16 protein-coding genes and 1 pseudogene are annotated in these 22,386 nt (G+C 31.0%); 15 read left to right on the forward strand and 2 right to left on the reverse strand.

Going from position 1 to position 22,386, the window contains the following annotated elements:
* Positions 1-6 precede the first annotated feature (6 nt).
* From ACFO3O_RS12050 to ACFO3O_RS12115, 13 genes and pseudogenes are all read left to right on the forward strand, one after another.
* The gene (locus ACFO3O_RS12050) at positions 7-1,332 is read left to right on the forward strand and encodes a hypothetical protein (protein WP_379979111.1); all 1,326 of its coding nucleotides are present in this window, start codon (positions 7-9) and stop codon (positions 1,330-1,332) included.
* On the forward strand, positions 1,305-1,955 hold the full coding sequence (locus ACFO3O_RS12055; protein ID WP_379979113.1) for a condensin complex protein MksE: 651 nt from the start codon (positions 1,305-1,307) through the stop codon (positions 1,953-1,955). The genes ACFO3O_RS12050 and ACFO3O_RS12055 overlap by 28 nt, the downstream gene beginning before the upstream one ends.
* Positions 1,956-2,383: 428 nt before the next feature.
* Positions 2,384-5,167, forward strand: coding sequence for a hypothetical protein (locus ACFO3O_RS12060; protein WP_379979115.1), 2,784 nt, complete (start codon positions 2,384-2,386; stop codon positions 5,165-5,167).
* 3 nt (positions 5,168-5,170) lie between these two features.
* Entirely contained in the window at positions 5,171-6,124 is a 954-nt protein-coding gene (locus tag ACFO3O_RS12065) for a hypothetical protein (RefSeq protein ID WP_379979117.1), read from the forward strand.
* A gap of 7 nt (positions 6,125-6,131) precedes the next feature.
* Positions 6,132-8,390, forward strand: a complete 2,259-nt coding sequence (locus ACFO3O_RS12070; RefSeq protein ID WP_379979119.1) for an AAA family ATPase — start codon at positions 6,132-6,134, stop codon at positions 8,388-8,390.
* 4 nt (positions 8,391-8,394) lie between these two features.
* Entirely contained in the window at positions 8,395-9,393 is a 999-nt protein-coding gene (locus tag ACFO3O_RS12075; protein ID WP_379979121.1) for a hypothetical protein, read from the forward strand.
* Positions 9,394-9,476: 83 nt separating this feature from the next.
* Positions 9,477-10,448, forward strand: coding sequence for an RHS repeat-associated core domain-containing protein (locus tag ACFO3O_RS12080; protein WP_379979522.1), 972 nt, complete (start codon positions 9,477-9,479; stop codon positions 10,446-10,448).
* Positions 10,449-10,490: 42 nt separating this feature from the next.
* Positions 10,491-10,985 carry a hypothetical protein gene (locus ACFO3O_RS12085; protein ID WP_379979123.1) on the forward strand — a complete coding sequence of 165 codons (495 nt, stop codon included), beginning with the start codon at positions 10,491-10,493 and terminating at the stop codon, positions 10,983-10,985.
* 206 nt (positions 10,986-11,191) lie between these two features.
* A pseudogene (locus ACFO3O_RS22650) lies at positions 11,192-11,866 on the forward strand (IS1 family transposase).
* Between the two features lie 539 nt (positions 11,867-12,405).
* Positions 12,406-13,152 (forward strand): LytR/AlgR family response regulator transcription factor, encoded by a 747-nt coding sequence (locus tag ACFO3O_RS12100; protein ID WP_379979127.1) that lies wholly within the window; start codon positions 12,406-12,408, stop codon positions 13,150-13,152.
* 473 nt (positions 13,153-13,625) lie between these two features.
* Positions 13,626-14,006, forward strand: a complete 381-nt coding sequence (locus ACFO3O_RS12105; protein ID WP_379979129.1) for a hypothetical protein — start codon at positions 13,626-13,628, stop codon at positions 14,004-14,006.
* Between the two features lie 159 nt (positions 14,007-14,165).
* Positions 14,166-16,247, forward strand: coding sequence for a tetratricopeptide repeat-containing sensor histidine kinase (locus ACFO3O_RS12110; protein WP_379979131.1), 2,082 nt, complete (start codon positions 14,166-14,168; stop codon positions 16,245-16,247).
* Positions 16,248-16,357: 110 nt separating this feature from the next.
* On the forward strand, positions 16,358-17,032 hold the full coding sequence (locus ACFO3O_RS12115; RefSeq protein ID WP_379979133.1) for a response regulator: 675 nt from the start codon (positions 16,358-16,360) through the stop codon (positions 17,030-17,032).
* A 739-nt stretch (positions 17,033-17,771) separates the two neighbouring features.
* On the opposite strand, the gene ACFO3O_RS12120 is transcribed toward ACFO3O_RS12115, so the two are convergent.
* Together ACFO3O_RS12120 and ACFO3O_RS12125 are read right to left on the reverse strand one after the other, a co-directional pair.
* On the reverse strand, positions 17,772-19,052 hold the full coding sequence (locus ACFO3O_RS12120) for a metal-dependent hydrolase family protein (protein WP_379979135.1): 1,281 nt from the start codon (positions 19,050-19,052) through the stop codon (positions 17,772-17,774).
* Positions 19,053-19,072: 20 nt separating this feature from the next.
* Entirely contained in the window at positions 19,073-20,206 is a 1,134-nt protein-coding gene (locus ACFO3O_RS12125; RefSeq protein ID WP_379979137.1) for a DegT/DnrJ/EryC1/StrS family aminotransferase, read from the reverse strand.
* 133 nt (positions 20,207-20,339) lie between these two features.
* On the opposite strand from ACFO3O_RS12125, the gene ACFO3O_RS12130 reads away from it, so the two are divergent.
* Together ACFO3O_RS12130 and ACFO3O_RS12135 are read left to right on the forward strand one after the other, a co-directional pair.
* The gene (locus ACFO3O_RS12130) at positions 20,340-21,581 is read left to right on the forward strand and encodes a 3-deoxy-D-manno-octulosonic acid transferase (protein ID WP_379979139.1); all 1,242 of its coding nucleotides are present in this window, start codon (positions 20,340-20,342) and stop codon (positions 21,579-21,581) included.
* Positions 21,574-22,359 carry a hypothetical protein gene (locus ACFO3O_RS12135; protein WP_379979141.1) on the forward strand — a complete coding sequence of 262 codons (786 nt, stop codon included), beginning with the start codon at positions 21,574-21,576 and terminating at the stop codon, positions 22,357-22,359. The genes ACFO3O_RS12130 and ACFO3O_RS12135 overlap by 8 nt, the downstream gene beginning before the upstream one ends.
* Positions 22,360-22,386: the final 27 nt, after the last annotated feature.

Raw genomic sequence — 22,386 nt, forward strand, 5'->3', positions numbered from 1 at the left:
GAATCATTGAAAGAAGAACGATCAGGCATATTTGATTTCATTGACGAGATATCTAAGGAAGAAACCTATCGTCAATTGTACCCAAGTAAAAAGGAGGGCATTGTAATTGCGCATTTGTATCAACGTGTAAAATCGGGATACTATGAAAACGATTCGTTTACAGCAGAACAGATTCATTCTCTATTTGAGTTTACAATGAACGAAGAAGAAAAAAGGGTCTCTGATGTAAAAGGACGGATAAATAAACTCCAAAAATACTTCCTGAAATATGATGAAGAAACACAACTATACTCCTTTCAAGAGTATGGTATAAAATTCTGTAGAATTGCAGAAGAAACATTAATTGGATCTTTAAAACCAACTGAGATAAAGATTATATGTTCTCAATTAAAGCAAAAACTACGAGAATCTATTGGAGATGAAACTAAAATAGAAGAATGGTTTATAATCCATTTTAAAAGTTTTCATCCCAATTTAAAACAACAAATAGATTTTTTAGACAGACAAATTGATGAGGCTGTAGAAAAATTAAGGAACGACACACTAGCTGAAAAAAAATCGCCATTAAAGTTACTACAAACTGTAAGCGATGACCTTGTAGATATACAGAATAAAAACGACGAATTACGTTCAGCATTTTCTGAAACCTATTCAATAAGCACTTTGTTATTTGAGATAAAAACAGAGCAAGAAATACTATTAGAGCGCATAAGGTACACCACTCGCTTTTTTAATAATGTACAGAGTAGACTTAGAAATACAAATAGGAGACTAGACAGAATACAACCAAAAATAAAACAACTCTTCTTTACACTAAATCAACCAGAGTATAGCGCCAAAATAGATCGATTTATACGATTTTTACTAAAATATTCTACACTTGAGAAAAAGGGTAATGACAAAGAAATTATATTCCCTAAAGAAGTAAACTCTATAACTTCAAACCATAAACGTCCTAAATATCTATTGATAGATAGGGATCGAGATTTATTTCCTACGCAAGCAAAACCCAGAAAAAAATATCATAGAGATCAAAAAATTGAAGCACAAAATAAAGCTGTTTTAGAAAATGCGTTTGATGATGCCCAAACCATAGATGATTGGGTACAGCTGTTTTTTGCCCAATTACAACAAAAAAAAGAACTAAACATTTCCAAAGGATTTTTCTTGGTACTCGAAGATACAAATGATGTTACAATTGCTACAAAAGTTACATTTAAAGTTATAGAAGATGCTCACAATAATGAAAAATATAAAGTGGATATAGATAAAACCAATTTAGTACAAAATAAAAATACAGCTTTATGGAAAACAATGATATTTCAGAAGTAGAATATCTGAAATTCTTAAAAGAAGAAGATGCTATTCAATACTTTGGGCGATTAGACTATCTATTAAAAGACGGTGTGCATATTCAAGAAGATGCAGACCAAATACCATATTACCGCTTTTTAAAGGAAAATAAAAACTCTATAAGAGAGTATTACGAACGCTTCTTTGGGATAAGCTTAAAAGAAGAAAATAAAGAAACAGATTCCTATTTTTTTCTCGATTTTAATGACTCTAGTAGAGGAAGCATACCACAACCATTTAGAGACATTCTTAAAAACGATTACATTATTATTGGGTTAATAATTTACAAAATACTATTTCTGGAAAGAAATTTAGAATTGACTTCTATCCAAAAGTTAAAACAGACCATTAGAAATGATTATCAAGAATTCAAACCAGGTTTAAGAAAACTTGTAGCACAGTCTACAACTGATAAAGATAATTTTGATGATGATGAAGCAATTGATAATGCTATAGACAGAGCCTTAAAACAATTTAGAAAACTAGCTTGGTTAGATTATAAAGGCGATACGTTTGAGTCTAGAGCATCTTTCCATAGAATAACAACACTGTACGAAGACATTATACCAAAAATTGACACTATAATAAAAAGCTATAAATGAAAAAATACCCGCGTATACATAGCTTAGGAGCCATAAACATTATACACCATCAAGAATTTGATTATAAATTTCATTCTTTTAGAACCGATTTTACAGGAGAAAGTGGTGTAGGAAAAAGTATTATCACGGACTTAATACAGTTAATCCTTGTAGGTTCAACACAATACCAATCAGCAACAAAAGGGCAAGACGATAGGCCTTATACAAGCCTTATTATAGAGACTCCAGATAAAGGTGATTACGGTTATGCGTACCTAAATGTAGAAGTAGCTAAAGGAAAATATCTATTAATAGGTAGTTATATAGAACGAAGGTCTAAAAAAACACAAGCTTTTATTGTACAAAAAAGTTTAGACTTTGAACAAAATATACTCACACCTTTTGACACGCCATTTACAGTAGAAAATTTTGAAAGAAATGATAAATGGATGACACTACAAGAATTTGATAAATATATTAATACGGGCAACCATTTAGGCTGTAAAATATACCATCTATTTAAAGACTATCATGAAGCATTATATTTAAACAACATATTGCCCATAGATGTTTTTACTAATAAAAGTGACCTAGAAGATTACGCTAAAATTTTACAAGCCTTTGCCCGAAGAGGAATAGATGTAAAGAACGATGTTAACTTACAAGAATTTTTACACGGAAAAGCTACAGGTTCTAGGTATTATAATCAATTTCAAGATGCTGTAAAACAAATGGAAGATTGCATTACAGGACATCGAAAAAACCACCAAGAAGTTCAAGATATAAAAGAAAAAAACACCCTATTAAAAAAGTTACGTGATCTCAAAGTAATTAAAGATAATGCATTTGTAAAATACAACAACGCAAAATTCTATTTTAACAATCATCGATTAGCCCAAATAAATGAGGAGATTAAACAGACTGTACAGAATTACTTTATAGCTAAAGCGTCCATAAAAGAATTAAAATATTTAAAAATAAAGACATTACAAGAGTGTGACACAAAACTCGCCAAACTTATTTCGGAAGAAGATAAATTAAAAAAAGAAAAAGATAAGTTACAAGTCACAGTAAGCTTTTTTAGCATCGTAGATGAAGCCTTAAAAAAGCTATCCTTAAAAACGGAAAAAGAAGTAAAAGAATCCTATACTTTATATAAAAAGAACGAAGTACAAATAAACAGGTATATACAATTACAAAAGCAACTTCAATTACAGAGTTTAGAAAATGACTTTAATACTCTTGATCACAATAAAACATTTAAAGGTGTTGTAGACCAATTACAAGAAGAAATTATAAAAAACGAAGTACAAGTAAAACAATATAAGGATCTTATAAAGTTTAACGATTTTGAAAACCCAAAATCAATGGCATATTGGGTAATCAATAAAGGCGAAAATTTAAACTTAAAAGAAGAAAGTATTATAAGGCATTTCTTTAGTATTGATACTATTAAACCAGAAAAAATTGATGCAAATAGCACATACTTGCCTAAGCCCAATAAGATTTTAGAAACCTTAAAAAACGTTATTGAAGAACCTGAAAAAAGAGGGTTCTGGATAACACTTTCTGGGCTTTATGTATTTATAGAAGAAGTTGAAGAACCTATTTTTAATACAGCTAACATAGATGAGCTTAAAAAAGTGTTTCAATCTAATAATCAAGATTTAAAAATAAAACTAGAAGAAAAAGAAAAGATATTACAAACAAATAAAAAATTACATGAATTTGTTTTAGAATATTTAACTGAACCAGAAAGTGACTTAAAAGTATGGCAAAATCGAAATAACTTGCAACAACAAACAGAACATCAAAAAGAAGTTTTTATTCGTTTTGAAGAATTTGATTTTGATAATGAAATAACTAAATATCCTAAAAAAGAAGAAATAATCGCTGTATTTGAAAAAGTAAAAAAAGAGTTAAAACATGTAGGTAAAGAAGTAATAAATTATGGAAGTATAAAAGAACAATTAAGTACGTTTAAAATTCATAAAATACAAGAGAAAATCCTTAATTTAAAAGCAATTGCTAAAGAGCAAAAAATAGTAACTGAACCAACTTTAGATATTATAATCGATAAAGATAAATTTATAATAGACTTTACAACACAGCATAAGACAGTAGTTGACAACTTAGATATTAAAGAAGGCCTAGAAGAATCTATAGAAAGTAAAAACACAGTAGAAACAGAGCTAGATACCCATAAACTAAAATATCCTTATGTAGTCAATGTTAATTTAGAAAAAACATTAAACAAGGAGGAAGATTACAAAGAAGTTTATGGTGCTTATGAAATTGCAAATACTAATTATTGGGTAGAACTTAAAGGTATATTGATTTCTTATGGATTAAATGATAAAGAAGAACAATTAAAAGGAGAACAATCTTTTATACAATTAGCAAAAATGTTGTTTCCATCAGAGATTTTTAAAAATGTTTCGTTTGATGAAACTAGCATACTAGATGAAATTGAAAAATATCTGGAGAAAATCATAGATGTTAATGCCAGAATAAATCAAAATAAACTTCTGGCTATAAAAGATATACTAGACGATTTAAAAACAGAAGTAGGCAATCAAATAGAAATTAATAAAGAAATTAAGAAATTTTTCAAAGAAGACTACACAAAAATAACAGGAGACAATAATGCATCATTAAAAATACAGCAAAGCTCTACAGTTTCCTTAAACTGGGTAGCGAGCTATTTAAAAAAACTAGCTACAGTAGATATTGGTTTATTTGATTATCAAGAAAGTTTAAACGCTAAAAATGAAAAATTACCCTCGCTAGAAGACAAACTATTATATGCTTACCAAGAATTTAGTAAAATACCCGAACCAAATATGTCGGCTAGGAAATTACTAAACCCTTTTTCCTATTATAATTTAGATTACAGTATTGTAACCAAAAGTGGAAAACGTAACTCTGGTAGTACAGGACAAACCTACACCTCAATAGCCCTATTATGTATTGCTAAACTATCCTTAAAAAATGGAAGTTCTACTAACAAAGAGCCTATTCTCGGGTTGCGTTTTATGAGTATAGACGAAGCAGAAGGGATAGGCTCTAATTTTGATATGCTAAGTAAAATTGCCAAACTATTTGACTATCAAATTATTTCATTATCCATAAGTCCTAATAAGCTTAAAAGGGAAAATCAATATATCTATAGGCTTACTAAAATAGCTAATGAAGAAAGAGCCAATCATCATCCATCTGTAATATTCAGTTAAACTATGAGAGAAGAACTAACTTGGCGAGAACTAGAAGGACTCTATCGACTCTATAAAGGAAAAAGTACACGCTTAAGATTGATGAATAATATATATGTAAAAAGAGTTTTATATGATATAGAAAGAATCATCGATTATAAAAATGGGAACATTAAAGTTATAGAAAAACAAGAAGGTTTCGATGAGTTTTTTGAAAAAAAATTGCTCGATCAATATTTATATTATGCAAACTTTTTTGAAGAAGTAAATATTGAAATATCTGCACAACGCACCTATTCAGAATATGTATTAAAAACCTTAATGTTAATCCATAAGAATAAGGAAAATCTAAAAGATACTTTGTCAACACCTCATATGTTTTCCAGTAACTTTTTTGAAGAAAAAGATTCTAAATTTCTAGATGATAATAAAAGATTACGGGATGATATTTTAAAAATCCTAGGTGTTAAAGAATTTCCTATGCAATCGCCAAAATCTCAACAATGGATGTTAGTTGTGGATTGTAAAAACCCAAAGTACATATTAATCTGTGAAAACATCGATTTTTTAAAAGACCCTTGGCTCTTTAGAGAAAATAATATAGAGCTATGGCATTTAGGAGGTAATAACACTAAAAAGCTAGAAGAAGTTCCATCAAAAAAAATAATCTATCCAGTATTTTATGTTTGCGATTGGGACTATCACGGATTAGATATTTATGTTCGTATAAAAAAAATACTAACTCAAAAAGATAAAAATATCATACTGCTAACCCCTAAAAACCCAATGCTAAAACCTATGAAGTCTGGTAAGCATCATAGCGAGTGGAAAAAAGAAGATTTTTCAAGTTTAAAGCGAAGTGCTTTTACTAGAGAAGCACAAAGTTTAATAGAACAATTGGTAATAAAAAACAAATGGGTAGAGGAGCAAACAATTAAACCGATTGAATTAATATTAAATCAAATAGATAATAAATAAAACATGTATGAGTGGATTTAGACTTTTAGCAATAAGACCTTTATTAGATTGTGATGAAACTTTTTTAAAAGGTCTTGATCCTAATGGTGTATTCTCTTTTTATTCTAATTATCAGTATTTAGGTAAAAAAGGAGAGACTGTTTCTAACATTGAACCTGTTGAGGAAATAATTATAGAAAAAGACGATTCATTTAACATATATAATGAAGAAATTAATGGCACATCAATTAATATTTCCGCTTTAGTTGGTGAAAATGGCTCTGGAAAAAGCACACTATTAGAATTATTTTATGTGACTTGTTACGCGATAGCCCTTGAGAAAGGAATAGTTCCTGGCAGCAAATATTTTAGCGAAAAATATATAAAGACTGAAGAATTATATCTTTATAAAATTATTAGCAATATAAATAGAGTGCAGACATATTTGAGGGTCGATTTGATATATGCTATTGATTTAGACTTTTTCTCAATTAATTATGTAGATGGAAGATTATCTCATCGTCATATACAAGGACCAGGTAAATTCTTGAATTTTAAAAACAAAACATATAAGAACGATTCGATTTCAATATATGAAGGGATTAGTAATGAGTTATTTTTTTATAGTATAGTAACAAATTATTCACTTTACGGACTTAATACCATAAATCAAGGGCACTGGCTTAAAAGTCTCTTTCATAAAAATGATGGTTATCAAACACCTTTAGTTATTACTCCAATGCGAACAGAAGGGGTTATAAATATTAATAATGAATTTCATTTTGCTCAAACACGTGTACTTTCTAATCTTGTAGATGAAAATTTTATTATAAAAAATATAGTCAATAATAAAGATGTAGAATCTATCAATTTTGAATTAGATACGGAAAGATTTATTAGTATCAATAATGTAAGTATTGATTTAGTATATCAAAGATATATTAAAGAATATAAGCTTTCAAACGGAAATCAATACACAGATAAAGAATTCTTTATTGATATTTATAATGCTTTATATAGAGAGAGAAAATTAAGAATTAAAGAGATTGATGTAAAAGTGATTCCCCATTTTGAATCTCTTATAAAATATATTTTAAGAAAGCTTATCCGTATTTCATCTAACTATAAAGAATATTTTGAATTTTCTTTTCTCCCAAAAGATGAAAAACCTATACCAAGTTTAAGAAAATTCAGAGAATTTTTACTAAAACTACAAAATGACAATAGCCACATCGTATTAAAGTTACGACAGATTTTAAATGCTATTAGATTCAATATATTTAAAAACTCTGATGAAATACACTGGGAACCTAATAACTTAGTTGATAAGGAAAAAACTACAAAGTATTATTATAAGTTAAAAACTAAAGAGTTTGTATCGAGAATTAAATCAATAAAAGATAATTTCCCTTCAATAGATTTAATCGAACTCATACCTGTTGCTGCTTATAGACCATACTTAATTATAGAAAAAATAACAAAAACTGGAGAGGGGCATATTTTTGAATCTCTAAGTTCAGGAGAACAACAATTTGCTCATTCGCTACATTCTATTTATTATCATCTTTTAAATGTAAACTCTGTTTTTAAAAGTAAAACAGAAAAGATAAAATATAATTATGTAAACATTATTCTTGATGAAATAGAATTATATTATCATCCAGACTTTCAGAAAGCATATATAAAAGAATTATTGAATGGCATTAAAAATTTAAAACTCAATAATATTAAAGGGATTAATATTATTTTTAGTACACATTCTCCATTTATTCTTTCTGATATTCCTGCAAATAATATTTTAAGACTCAAAGAAGGAGAAGTTTATAAAGAAGGTAATATTAAATCTTTTGGAGCAAATATTCATGATATTCTTGCAGATGACTTTTTTCTTAGTAATGGTTTTATGGGAGATTTTGCAAAAGAAAAGATTGATGAAGTGATTATTTGGTTAAATTCTGAGAGACTCCAAAAGGAGGTAACGTCTTTAAAAAAAGAAATAAAGTCCTTAAAAAGAGAAGAGAAAATAACTAATGGAATTAAAAATAAAATATTAAACACTAAAATAGAAGAGCTAAAAGAATTAAAAGATAGAGCGCCTGATTTATCTATGCAATATTGCGAATCACTTATTAAAATTATTGATGAGCCATTACTTAAAAATACTTTAGATGAAATGTATAATACTATTTACCCAAAAACTGAAGATGAAAAATTAGAAGAAATCAGAGCTTATGCTAAAAAACTAGGTAGAGATGATATAGCGAATAAATTAGATAATTTGGACTAGAGCTATGATATACTTAGGAGAACAAAATCATGCTCTAAAAATTTACAGCAAAGTAGCAATTTGTTGGTTGGGAATAAAAATAAAAGGGCGTAAGACTAAATCTAAAACTTTAGGATATAGGTGTGAAGACTCGAACTGCTCCTTATGTAGAAGTAGGATGAATATAAGGGCTAATGTTAATCAAGATTTTAGAGATTTATTTGCAGAAGATTTAATCATTAAAATTATAGTATCCAAGCCAGAAAAGCTTTACGAGATTTACAATCGAATTAAAAGTCAGTATCTTTATTTGGGGTATACACAGGAACAATTCAAAACTGAGAGCGATAAAATATTTGTTGATTCTGGTTATACAGATTGGTTCTTGTCGAATAAGTGGAACTATAAATTCGCTAAACTAATTAATAAACATACTTGTACTTATTGTAATAGAGAATATATCTTTGTTTTCAAGAAAGAAAAAGGAAAAGGACTAGTTCCGCAGATGGATCATTGGTTTCCTAAAACTTTTTTTTCGTTATTAGCATTATCTTTTTATAATTTAATTCCCTCTTGTGGAACCTGTAATACTATAAAATCTGATGCAGAATTTAACTTGGAAAAACATTTGCATCCTTATGTAAATAAAGATATTTCAAACGCTTATAAATTCGATTATATCTTCAAAACAGCTCATGTACCTGAAATATTTTTAAAAGAAAATACATTGATAGGTAATAAAGGGAAAAATACTTTTGATGCTTTAAATCTTCCTTTTATTTACAAAGGACATTCCGATAAGGAATTAAAGGATTTATATGATTTGCGATTCAAGTATTCCGAAAATTATTTAGAGAGTCTAATTAAAAATACATTCAATAGCCATTTACCAATAAGTGATAACGAAAAGTATCGGTTAATTTTTGGTATTGAACTTGATCCGAAAGATTACCATAAACGTATTATGAGCAAATTTAAAAATGATATTATTGAAAAGCTTTTGAATATTTCGAATGATGCTTAAATTTGAATTTTAATATTCGCTCATTGAAATAACCTCTATTAGTTTGAGGGATTGATTAAAAAAAGGTTTAAAAGCCCTTAAAAATTAGCCTTAGTTACTATCCCTTCGGATTGCAACAAAAAGGATATAACGATGTAATTACTTCCAATAAAAATGATGTAGCAGAACGTGTTAAGTACAACGGAAAAGAAAATAATCCTGAGCTTGGATTAGGATGGTATGATTTTGGAGCAAGAAATTATCAAGCTTCTTTAGGAAGATGGATGATTATTGACCCACTTGCAGAGAAATATATGAACCTTTCTTCTTATAACTTTGCTATGAATAACCCTATGTTCTTTATTGATCCTGATGGAAAAGAGGTTGATGTAAGTACTTTAGTTCAAAGTAATAAAAATGAAGATAAGTGGATATTATTAAATTTATTAATTGATTTAGCAGATATTTCGGGTCAAACGATAAAAATAGATACTGATAATAATGGTAAGTCTACATTAGTAGGTACAGGTTGTTCAGAAGGAGGTAATTGTAGTGATGAAATAAGCTCTTATGTTGATCATCTTTTAACTAGTGAAGAGTCCGTAAAAGTTTTTAGGTCAAATAACTCTACTACTACTTTTTCACAGGATGGAGTTAGATATATAGGTATAAATGGAAAACAAATTTATGGAGCTCAACAAGCATTAGAAGAAAATGGTGTTGATTCAAAAACTTTCGGTACAGGAATGGTATTTCTCCATGAAACCTTACATACGAAACTAGGAGCTAGTTATTTTAATAGTCCATTCGATGAATCAGAAAAAATAAATCCTGGATTTTTCCCAGATCCTATAGGTCGAGATAGAGAAACACAGACTGGTCCAACAGTTGATCGCGTTAATCAATTTAGAGAAAGTCTAGGGTTACCACAAAGATATATTTATGGAAATGTACAAGGAACTCTATACTTTGAAGTTGATGGAACCCGAAGACAGATTCAATATGAATACATTACAGTCCCTAATGTATCTGAAGCTGATTATAGTAAAACGAAATTAGTAAACGATAATAATTAAACTATGAGAATAAGTTTGTTTTTAATGATAACTCTTCTAATAATGAGTTGTAAATCTAATGAAACTTGTGTAAAAGAATTAGAGAAGAATGATTATTTGATAATTCAAAAATGTATAAATAAGGTTTTAGAAACTAAAGAAGGAATATCTATAGATTCTTATTTAGTAAAGCCTTATTTAGATCAAGTATCATTCAAACCTTATTCAAAAGAGGAGATTGAAAAAACTTTTAAAAGGCTTGAAATGAGCTTTGACGAAGTTGTTTCAATGAATGAAGAATCTGCTAACTGTAAAGAACGATATTATAAAGACTTGTCATCTTTATCTAGCACTAATAGTGATGCTGTAGTTTTTAGCACTACAAGATTATATGGTGATTTAATTCAAATTAAATTAACAAGTTATTATGGAGAAGTAGATGAGGATAAAATTAAAAATGAGGAGAAGCTAGATATAAATCAAATGTATGAGTACCTTTTTAAGGTAGAAGATGAAAATGTTAAGATACTTTTACAAAGTAGTACTTTTTATGACTAGAAAATCATAATGGTGGTGTAGTAAACTGATGCTTTTGAGAAATTGAATATTTTGATAATTGATTATCAGTAATATACATAAAGAATGGGTCTCGAATTTGAGACTCATTCTTGTTCTTTCAAGTAATGAAAATTTGTTAGAGGCTATTAAATAAGGATTCTTTATACTTACGTGTAGTAAATTGGTGCTTGGTTATTTTTACAGATATGAAATGTAAAAATTGTAATGCATCAAATTGTATTAAAAAAGGAAAACGAAGTGGTAAACAACGTTATCATTGTAAAAGCTGTAATCTAATTTTCAATTAGGATATACTTATAAAGCCTATCAATCAAACGTAAATGAATTTATAAAATGTTTATTGAAAGAAGGCTGTGGAGTTAAAAGTATTTTAAGAATTATAAATATCTCAACTAAGGCAGTTCTTTCAAGAATGCTTAGGATTAGTAAGGCAATTAAAGTTCCTTACTTTGATAAACAAGGCTGTACATTTGAAGTAGATGAAATGTTTATAAAGATTGCGAATGGTGAACATCAAAACTGGTTAATCTATGGTATTGAAAGAGTAACAAAATCTTTAATTGATTTTGTTATTGGTGGAAGAACAAAAGAGAATATTAGTTAATTAATCAATAAGATATTATTACTCAATCCCAAAAGGATTTATACCGATAGATTAAATATCTATCCTAGTTTGATTCCAAAAGAAATTCATAAACGATTTCAATATTGTACCAACAAAATAGAACGAATGAATTTGACATTACGAACACATATCAAACGACTTTCAAGAAAGACAATTTGCTTTTCGCGAACCTGTCTACCTCAGGTAGAAGCAAGAATATTTAGAAGCTCACTTACGGATATATTTTTGGGGATAGTATTAACATTAAATAATAGAAGTGAGGTTTTCATAATTGGCTATAATCAAGTGTATATCTTCCATCAAAAAGTTCGATAATTGACCCTTTTGGGGTACAAAAGGCTTCTCATTATGAGGAGCCTTTTTTGTTTTTGATATATAATTTTTTAGTTTTTAGCCCCCTCTTCTTTCTCTTTCATTCTGCTTTCGCGAAAGCGTAAAAAATAGTTTTATCAAATGGGTATTGGTCATCTTTACTCAAGATTGTGCTAAATATTTTTTGAGCATTTAGACCCTAAAAAAGCTTAAATACTCTCTTCAACTTGTAGGTTTTGATCTTTTTTTTAAATAACTTTTTTAGAGCTTAGAACGTAAAACTAGAATATCAAAAATGGCCTATTGTAGAAAAACAAGGGATTTTTGTATGAATGCCGTATCATGATTACGGTTATACCGTAACAAAATTACGGATATAATAAGTAGCTTTCCTATGTCTTAAGCCCCTTTACAAAACCCCCTTAAGTCCATCGTATATTTTCTCACTAAAATTAAATCGATATGGAACACTCTTACGTTATTATAGACAGCAATCCAGACACCGTATATGCCATACAACTTGCTATGGAAAATTTTAATAATTTTATCTGTATTGGGATTTCTCCCAGTGAGCAAGAAGGTCTAGATATTATTTTAGAAAGAAATCCTTCTTTAGTATTTCTTAATATAGAATTAGAGCATAATCGCTCGGGTATGACAGGATATTATCTGTTGGATGCACTCCAAAAATACTTAGATGTCTTACCACAATTTATAGCATTGGCTACGACAGCTCAATACGCAATAGAAGGAATTCGGCATAGTATATTAGATTACATTATGACTCCTGTCGATAAAAACGTGTTACGACGTACGTTATTTCGTTTTAGAAAATTACCATTTAACAAACCCGCAGATATTAATGATACACTTTGTTTAAAATCATACGGGGATTATAAGTTTGTAAATACTAACGAAGTGCTTTTTTTAAAAGCAGATAATAATACCACAGATTTTGTAAGAGTTAATGGGACCACTGTAAGCGCCTTTAAAACACTAAAATTCTTTCAGGACTCTCTACCTGAGCATTTTATAAGAATTCACAATAGTTACATAGTTAATAGTCATTACATATCAAGAATTCATTTTGGAAAATCACAATGCACGATGGAGCATAGTGATATAGCAGTTCCTTTTTCAAAATCATATCGAGATAATGTAGAGATGATACGCGATAATTTTTATAAGCGAAGTCTAGTCATTGCCTAGGGTTCTTTAAGTTATTAACGATGAAATACATTCTATTATATGTGCATATATCGATAAATAACAAAAATTTATTTAGTTAATTTAATTGATATTCAATAGGTTATGTTTTTTGAAATCTTAAAAACACTATAGTTTGGTAAAAATTACCATTTTTTAAATTGGCTATACACACGTGTATGACATCCATCTACATCTATGTGTCGTATAACTACTATATAGAAAGTAAATTGCGATTTTAACATACGACTTCTTTCTATTTTTACACCGTTATAACAAAGCAATTAGTGTTGTGAAGCTTTTCAAAATATCATTAAAAACACACAGTAATTAGGGGTGTGTTATGTAATGATATGATGATAAAACCGAATACCCCTAAAACCCTAATGCCAAATTAACCATTAGATAAATCTTAACCCAATCAAACAGATATGCTATAGCATATGCTTGAAATTAAATTACTAAAACACCCAAAAATGAAAAAATACATACAAACCATTGTTATATTACTAGTTGTTACTTTATTCTTTTCTTGTGAATCTGATCCTTTATTAGAAGATTTTGAGACAACTAACACCATTCTAAATATAGAAAGCATCGAAGACGCTGAAGCGACTCCTAACAATAGAACAGAAGAAACTAACGCTGATGTAGAGGAGGACGATCTTCCTCCTGCTGATGTAGTAGAGGAAGATGATCTTCCTCCTTCAGGGAAGGCAGACAATGTAGAAGAAGATGATCTACCTCCGCCTGTTAAAACTAATAATGATAATGTAGAAGAGGACGATCTTCCTCCAGCAGAAAAAAAAGACAAGAAAAAGGTTGAAGAGGATGATCTTCCCCCCAGTGGTAATTAAAACTAAGTTTAGTTATCAAAGAATTGTAAGAACTAATTTAGTTTATGCCCTATTCTCAATTTAAGGAATAGGGCATTATTTATTTTTACATTTTAGTTTATATTATACATAATTTTTTAGTTTTGTTAGTTGAAAAAGTTTATATTTCTGATATTTAGCATGATGAAGAATAATATTTCTCTATTACTTTTAATATCCTTTATTTTATTTTTGTCTTGTGATGATCAATCTTTTGAGTCAAGCTTAGGTAAAAAAGAAATAAATCCATTTGAGAAGTATCAAAGTCTTGTTGAGAACACCTCCATAGAAAAATCTGGGCGTCTTAAATATATTGACAGTATGGTTGATTATATTAAAGATTTACCGAGAGATACTCTATTAAGGAGTTATTTATTAGATATAGCTTCTTCCTATGAATTATTAGAGGTACAAGACTCTAATTATAGATTTAAGCATAAAGCATTGAAATTAAGTTCTTTGATTCATGATTCAATAGGGTTGGCAAAATCAAACTATAGTCTAGGATCATACCATTTAAGAAAAGATGCCCTAGATAGCGCTTATGCTTATTTTTATACTTCTGAAAAATTATATGATCAAATAAAAGATATTAAGTCAAAAGCTAATTCGGCTTTAGCTATGGCAATTACTCAAAAAAATGTTAGAGATTATGTTGGCGCTGAAGAAAGTTCTATCAAAGCAATTAGACTTTTTGAGCAAATTGAAGAAATTAGGTATTTAGCTTCCTCATATAACAACTTAGCTATCGTTTCAAAATTCTTAGGTGAATATGAAAGTTCTATAGAATACTATAAAAAAGTGTATGACTATAGGGCTAGCCTTGAAAATGGAAATTCGCTCAATATAAGTACACTGAATAATTTAGGGATGGTTTACATGGATATGGGTAATTATCCTGAGGCGATATACAATTTCAAAAAAGGGCTAGCCTATGATAGCCTTGAGTATAAAAAGCCCAAATCATATATCCGCTTGATAGATAATCTAGCCTATGCCGAGTATAAAAATGGGAACATGGATTCTTTTCCTGATTTATTGCTTAAGGCTCTAGACATGAGTAGGGAGGTAAATGATAGAATCGTGATGGTCTCCAGCGGGATGCATCTATCAGAAATTTACTTAGCCAAGGCAAATAAATCAGAAACATACTTAACTAAGGAAAATAAAACAGAAACATACTTAACTAATAAAAATAAAGAGCTAGCCACATATTATGCAGAAAATGCCTATGCTACTGCCAAAGAAATCACGTATAATGAAGGTATCTTAGGATCCCTAGAGCTTTTAATGAAAGTGTCAGCTCCTAGTGAAGGCATTGCATACGGACAGGAGTATATACGTATCAGTGATAGTCTTCAGCGTGAAGAAAGAGCTTATCAAAATAAGTTTGCTCGTATCCGTTTTGAAACAGATAAGCTAGAGGTAGCAAAAAACAAAGCAACAAAAAAATCTCAGTTTTTACTTATTATATTTTCAATTTGCGTGATTTTATTCCTGATAGGGTATATTGTTTTACAACAAAGAAATAGTAGAAAAGAATTAGAGTATCAAGAGGGGCAACAAAAATCTAATGAAGAGATTTTTAACCTCATGCTCGCACAACAAGGAAAACTAGAAGAAGGAAAACACCTTGCAAAACAACGTATCTCAGAGGAGCTTCATGATGGGATTTTAAGTAGACTTTTTGGTTTGAGATTGAGTTTAGATAGCTTGAATAACAAACACGGTAAAGATGTAGAAAAACTCCGATCTAGCTATATAGATCAATTAAAAGACTTAGGGAAGGAAATCAGAAAGATTTCTCACGATCTAAATAGTGAAGGATTTACTAAAGACAATTTATACCCAGATGTACTTAGAAAACTATTAAAAGATCAATTAGACCCACAACAGGTTACGTATGAATTTTTATATGACAAAGAGATTAATTGGGATTTAATCTCAAACCCTAAAAAAGTTCATGTATATCGTATTATTCAAGAATGTCTCATGAATATTAACAAGCATGCCAATGCAAAACATATTACGGTTACTTTTAAAAGTAAAGACGCAAACGTAGAACTTACCATTGAGGATGATGGAGTAGGAATGGATGCTACCAAAGCAAAATCAGGTATTGGAATGAAGAATATTAAATCTAGAGTATCACAAATAGCAGGATCTTATAAAATAATTAGTAAAATTAACTTAGGAACCCAAATCCAGATTCTATTTAATTAAAAAATTTAGTATCTTGTTGTCACTAAATAAATGTTAGTAGAATACTTTCCCTATAAAGTTTAAGATTAGCAACTTACGATATTTAGTAATTTATAAAATAATCGTAAACTATGAAAAAAAAACTTAAAGTCTTAATGGTTGATGATCACCCGATGATCTTAGAAGGGTATAAAAACACGCTATCAGATTTTTGCGAAGAGCATTATAAGCTAGAAATAGACACTGCATGTGACTGTGATGAGGCTATTTCGCTGATTGATAGAACCCCCAAATCAAAATCTTACGATCTCGCTATGATCGATGTACAGTTGCCCATTGCAACTAATGATGTAGGTATTACTTCTGGTGAAGGAATTGCCCAATATCTCAAGAAAAAGTTTTCGAGAGTAAAAGTAATTATTCTTACCATGCACAATGAGAGTACCAGAATTCATAATATATTGGAAAAGGTAAATCCTCAGGGATTACTCATAAAAACAGATATTTCCTTCTCAGAACTTAATCATGCCTTTGAGCAAGTTTTGAGTCAGAAAATATATTATAGTAGTACCGTAAATGATCACCTACGCAAAATGGTAACAAATGATGTATCTGTAGATCAAATTAACCTTCAGATACTATACCATCTTTCAAGAGGTGTCCGCACAAAAAACCTTACGAATCATATTAATCTTTCCTTAAGCGCCATCGAAAAGCGTAAAAATCAATTAAAAGAAAAATTACACGTTAAATCAGAAAGTGATGAACGATTAATTGAAGAAGCGCGGTTAAGAGGTCTTATATAGATATATCCTTCATAAGTATTTTATCTTCTCAAGAATATTTTTTGAGATTCTTAAATACTACAGCAACAACATCTAGAAATTATTCTTTGTGATAATGCCTAGATGTTTTTTTATTCTTACTCTTTAGGATATCTGCGTTGTCTAGTTTTTTTGTTAAATATCCGCTTTCGCGAAAGCAAAAACAACTGAAATATAATTCTTACAACTGAGTAAAAAAACAGGGCTAAATGTCTAAACTAGAAGACGTAATTATCCAAAATGGCTATAAACAGCCAAAATTACGGTAAAACCGTAAAATTTTTGACAGCATACCCGAACAAATATTCAGAACTGCTTCTTACATTAGATAACAGATAAGGAGAAGTATTTAATACTTTGCTAAGTACATAAAATATACATTTTCAATCTACTAGTAATTTGTTTACTTGTTCGTATTGAATGTTACAATTGTTGGTTTTGAGTGTTCAAGTAGCTTATTTAATATATTGAAATAGATTAAGAGAGTTTAGGGGCTTGTCGTCTATTCAATTATTAAAAAAAAACCAATCTTCCCCCAGCTTTAAAATAGCCCTCGACTTGAGGGCTATTTAAAGCTTTTATAGTTTGTAATAAACCCAAAAATTTTACAAGAAAAGTGATTTTATATTTGATTATAGGAATCCTATATTAATAGAAATCCTCTATAAAAAAAATCTAGACAATGAATTTTTTATGTAGTGTTTTTTGAAAAATGTATCATTTACTTTTTATAAACCACACCATTTTTCATAACAAAAGAAACACGTGTCATTACAGAAATATCCTTGATAGGATCTCCATCTACAGCAATGATATCGGCTAGATATCCTTCTTTTAATTCTCCTAACTGTCCTTGCATATCCAGCACCTTTGCATTGGTGATTGTAGCAGATTGAATAGAGAATATTTCTGACCATCCAGTTTCTACCATGTAGATAAATTCTTTGGCATTTTCTCCGTGAGGAAATACACCTGCATCGGTTCCAAAAGCAATATTAACACCCTCTTCAGCGACCATTTTCATAGTTTCGCGTATGCCAGCATCTACCTTCATTATTTTAGGAATAATAATAGCAGGGTAATATCCAGCTATATCCGCTTGTTGACGTACATAACGACCTGCAGATAGGGTGGGCACGAGATACGTATTGTATTGTTTCATCAAAGTAGCAGTTTCTTTATCCATTAAAGATCCATGCTCTATGGTTGTAACGCCTCCTTTTATAGCGCGTTTCATACCTTCTACTCCATGGGCATGCGCTGCAACGCTCATCCCATATTCTTTAGCTGTTTTTACAATTTCATTAATCTCTTCTTGAGTAAACTGAGGATTTACCCCATTTTTACTGACACTTAAAACACCTCCAGTAGCTGTGATTTTAATCAAATCAGCTCCATTTTTATACCGCTGTCGTACTGCTTTACGAGCATCTTCAGGGCTGTTTATGACGCCCTCTGCAGGCCCTGGATCTCCCATTAAGTCTTTTTTATATCCATTGGTAGGGTCTGCATGACCACCAGTGGTTCCAATCGCCTTCTCTGCTGTGAAAATACGAGGACCATCTATGGTCCCTTTATTAATAGCATTTCGTAAGGATACGTTTACACCGCTTCCTCCCAAATCACGTACGGTCGTAAAACCAGCCATTAAGGTGCGTTCTGCGATCTCTGCAGCAGTGTAAGCCACATCTGCTTCATTTTTTGTAAAAGGTTCGATATAACGCGTCGGACTCGTCTCTCCTTCTATGTGAACGTGCATGTCGATGAGACCTGGCATCACTGTTTTTGACTTAAGATCAATAACCGTCTCGTTTTTTTTAGGTTGTGTGTACCCATTGTTGATGGATACAATCTTAGTTCCTTGTACAACAATAGTACGTTCTGTCAGAACGGTACCCTTTTCTGTATCTATCAGTTTACCGCAATGTAAAAGGGTCGTTTCTTGTGCAAAAGAGGTGATCCCTATAAAAAGGATACACAGTAGTAAAATGATTTTTTTCATGGATTGGTTTTTAGTGGTGATTATTTAGTTACAAAATCAATGATGGTTGTTGTAATAAACTCGATTTGCTCGTCATCAAGTTCTGTATGCATAGGTAGCGAGATCACATCCTGTACAAGCTGATTGGTTACCGTAAAGTCAGCTTCTTGGTAACGTTCATCTTGATAGGCTTTTTGCTTATGCAGTGGGATAGGATAATACACACCACACGGAATTTGTTTCTCTTGTAAATGTGCGACAAGTGCATCACGATCTGTATCTTTTAATCGTAATGTATATTGATGAAATACATGACAATCACAGCTATCACATATCATAGGCGTGATAATTTTTTCTTGATTCATAAAAGCAGCAGTGTACTTGCGCGCTGCTTCTCTACGCGCTGTATTATATGCATCTAAGTGTGGCAATTTTGCGCGTAATATGGTTGCCTGTAAAGAATCTAATCTACTATTCACACCTACCACATCGTGATGGTATCTCACATACATCCCGTGATTTACAATCCCTCGTATCGTGTGAGCAAGATCATCATCATTGGTAAAAATAGCACCTCCGTCACCATAGCATCCTAAATTCTTAGAAGGAAAAAATGATGTAGTTCCCACATGACCAATCCCTCCTGTTTTTACTTTTTTGCCATCGCGTCCCGTGTAAGTAGACCCGATGCCTTGTGCGTTGTCTTCTATGACATATAGATGATGCTCTTTAGCAAGATCCATGATAGCATCCATATTGGCTGCCATCCCAAAAAGATGCACAGGAACAATCGCTTTTGTTTTTGGTGTAATGGCTTTTTTTACAGCCTCAATATCAATATTAAAATTGATAGGATCTACGTCTACAAGCACTGGAGTAAGATGCAATAAAGCAATCACCTCTACAGTGGCTGCAAATGTAAAATCTGCGGTGATGACCTCATCACCAGGCTCTAGCCCTAATCCCATCATGGCAATTTGTAAGGCATCAGTTCCATTTGCACATGGGATTACGTGTTTTACACCCAGATAGTCTTCAAGTTCTTTTTGAAATGCGTGTACTTCAGGACCATTTATAAAGGCAGTAGATTCAATCACTTCTAGAACAGAAGCATCTACACGTTCTTTTATTTTTTCGTACTGACCTTTAAGGTCAACCATTTGGATCTTTTTCATAGATATACAAGAGTTTTTACTCTTTTTTGAGATAAGATTGATTGCGTTTTCAGTTAAGAAAGTTGTAACGAAAATACAAAAACTCGTTCCTTTCAACAATCTATTTTAGGACAAAGCACTATTTTAGCAGTGTATGCGTCATCTCTATTCTATTTTTATCTTTATAGTACAAGCAGTTTTGCCTATTTCAGGACTTTTTAGTCCAAAGATGAAGCTATTTGTAAAAGGGAGAAAAGACGTCTTTCCTACGCTAAAATCCCAAATTGCAGATCAAGATCGTGTCGTTTGGTTTCATGCGGCTTCTTTGGGAGAATATGAACAGGGCGTTCCTGTGATGGAGGCCTTGTTAAAAAACTATCCAGAATATTCGCTGGTCATTACCTTTTTTTCTCCCTCTGGCTATGAGATCAAGAAAAATAACGCTTTCGCGAAAGCGACCACCTATTTACCCCTTGATACCCCATCTAATGCACGTACTTTTATAGATCTTATCCATCCAGAATTGGTGTTTTTTATTAAATATGAGTTTTGGCCGAATTACCTCACCGAACTTAAAAAACGAAACATTCGAACCGTTCTCTTATCGGGGGTTTTCAGAGAAAATCAACCTTTTTTCAAATGGTATGGAGCGTGGATGCGTAAAAGTCTTGATGCTTTTGATCATTTTTTTGTACAAGATAGCTCCTCTGTAAAAGCTGCCGAAGCATTGCACTTGCATCCCGTCACCTTGAGCGGAGATACCCGTTTTGATCGGGTCTCTCGTCAAATTGAGATGGATAATACCTTAGATTTTATCGAAGATTTTAAAGCAAATAGTCTGTGTGTGGTTTGTGGGAGTACATGGCCAGAAGACGACACTGTGTTAGCTTCCTTTATCAATACCCATCAAGGGATTGCAAAAATGATTATAGCACCGCATCAAATTCATCAAGAAAAAATAAAAGCCCTCCAAAAAAGACTACGCGTAAAATCTGTTTTGTTTTCTGAAAAGGATGGAAAAACACTTTCTGAATATGACGTTTTTATTATTGATACCATCGGATTGCTAACTAAAATATATAATTACGCAGATATTGCTTATGTAGGCGGAGCACTAGGAGCAACGGGGCTGCACAATATCTTGGAGCCTGCTACTTTTGGAATTCCTATTATCATTGGAAATCACTTTGAAAAATTCCCTGAAGCCAAAAAATTACAACAATTAGCAGGCCTTTATGCGATTTCGAACCAAAAGGAGCTCAACGAAATATTAAATAAATTACTTGTCGATCAAAAATTCAGATCCCAAACAGGCATGATTGCAGGTCATTTTATCAATAGCAATACAGGTGCTACAAGAACCGTTATGGAGTATATATCAAAACTTCATGGGTAAACTTTTTCTGAATGTATTTTGGGTTGTAATACTAACCATCATTACACAAATAGGAGGTGTTATATACCTATTTTCTGCCTTTATGTATAGAAGAAGTGTACTAAAGCGATGGACAGTTTTTATAGTGCTATACCTTTTCAGCACTTTTTTCATTGTTCCCTTTGTAGCTCCTTTTTTTGGGAGAGAAAAAATTCAAATGACAGACACTGTCAAGATACATATGCTTTTTACGTCATTAGCTAACAGAAATTATGTTGTTCCTGAGGTGAATACGGTACTCACCAATGTATCAACGAAATTGTTAAAGCTGTATCCAGATGTAGAGGTACATTGTCTAGATGCTAATTTTCCTTTTTTTGACGGCTTCCCATTATTACCACATATAAGTCATAATGACGGTAAAAAATTGGATATTTCTTTAATCTATGAAAATAAAAAAGGACTCATCATAAATGATAAGCCCTCTGTAAGCGGTTATGGAGTTTTTGAATCTCCGTTGAAACGTGAATATGATCAAATATCAGTATGCAAAGAAAAAGGGTATTGGCAATATGACTTTCCAAAGTACCTCACACTAGGCACTGTAAATCCAGATTTGAATTTCTCTGAAAAGGGAACAAAAAAACTAATGCAATTTTTTACTCAAGAAGCATCTATCGCTAAAATTTTCATCGAGCCTCACATACGGGATAGGATGCAAATACGTCATCCCAAGATACGATATCATGGATGTCGTGCTGTGCGTCACGATGATCATATTCATATTCAAGTACGTTAATATTGTACCTGATAAATATGCCTAAGA

Origin of the sequence: Dokdonia ponticola, assembly GCF_042653865.1 — a bacterium.
In the GTDB taxonomy this organism is placed as follows: domain Bacteria; phylum Bacteroidota; class Bacteroidia; order Flavobacteriales; family Flavobacteriaceae; genus Dokdonia; species Dokdonia ponticola.

Excerpts from the sequence above, each read along its gene's own strand:
- ACFO3O_RS12055 (WP_379979113.1), top strand. The coding sequence starts at position 1,305 with ATGGAAAACAATGATATTTCAGAAGTAGAATATCTGAAATTCTTAAAA.
- ACFO3O_RS12060 (WP_379979115.1), top strand. The coding sequence starts at position 2,384 with ATGACACTACAAGAATTTGATAAATATATTAATACGGGCAACCATTTA.
- ACFO3O_RS12065 (WP_379979117.1), top strand. The coding sequence starts at position 5,171 with ATGAGAGAAGAACTAACTTGGCGAGAACTAGAAGGACTCTATCGACTC.
- ACFO3O_RS12070 (WP_379979119.1), top strand. The coding sequence starts at position 6,132 with ATGAGTGGATTTAGACTTTTAGCAATAAGACCTTTATTAGATTGTGAT.
- ACFO3O_RS12075 (WP_379979121.1), top strand. The coding sequence starts at position 8,395 with ATGATATACTTAGGAGAACAAAATCATGCTCTAAAAATTTACAGCAAA.
- ACFO3O_RS12085 (WP_379979123.1), top strand. The coding sequence starts at position 10,491 with ATGAGTTGTAAATCTAATGAAACTTGTGTAAAAGAATTAGAGAAGAAT.
- ACFO3O_RS12100 (WP_379979127.1), top strand. The coding sequence starts at position 12,406 with ATGGAACACTCTTACGTTATTATAGACAGCAATCCAGACACCGTATAT.
- ACFO3O_RS12105 (WP_379979129.1), top strand. The coding sequence starts at position 13,626 with ATGAAAAAATACATACAAACCATTGTTATATTACTAGTTGTTACTTTA.
- ACFO3O_RS12110 (WP_379979131.1), top strand. The coding sequence starts at position 14,166 with ATGATGAAGAATAATATTTCTCTATTACTTTTAATATCCTTTATTTTA.
- ACFO3O_RS12115 (WP_379979133.1), top strand. The coding sequence starts at position 16,358 with ATGAAAAAAAAACTTAAAGTCTTAATGGTTGATGATCACCCGATGATC.
- ACFO3O_RS12120 (WP_379979135.1), bottom strand. The coding sequence starts at position 19,052 with ATGAAAAAAATCATTTTACTACTGTGTATCCTTTTTATAGGGATCACC.
- ACFO3O_RS12125 (WP_379979137.1), bottom strand. The coding sequence starts at position 20,206 with ATGAAAAAGATCCAAATGGTTGACCTTAAAGGTCAGTACGAAAAAATA.
- ACFO3O_RS12130 (WP_379979139.1), top strand. The coding sequence starts at position 20,340 with ATGCGTCATCTCTATTCTATTTTTATCTTTATAGTACAAGCAGTTTTG.
- ACFO3O_RS12135 (WP_379979141.1), top strand. The coding sequence starts at position 21,574 with ATGGGTAAACTTTTTCTGAATGTATTTTGGGTTGTAATACTAACCATC.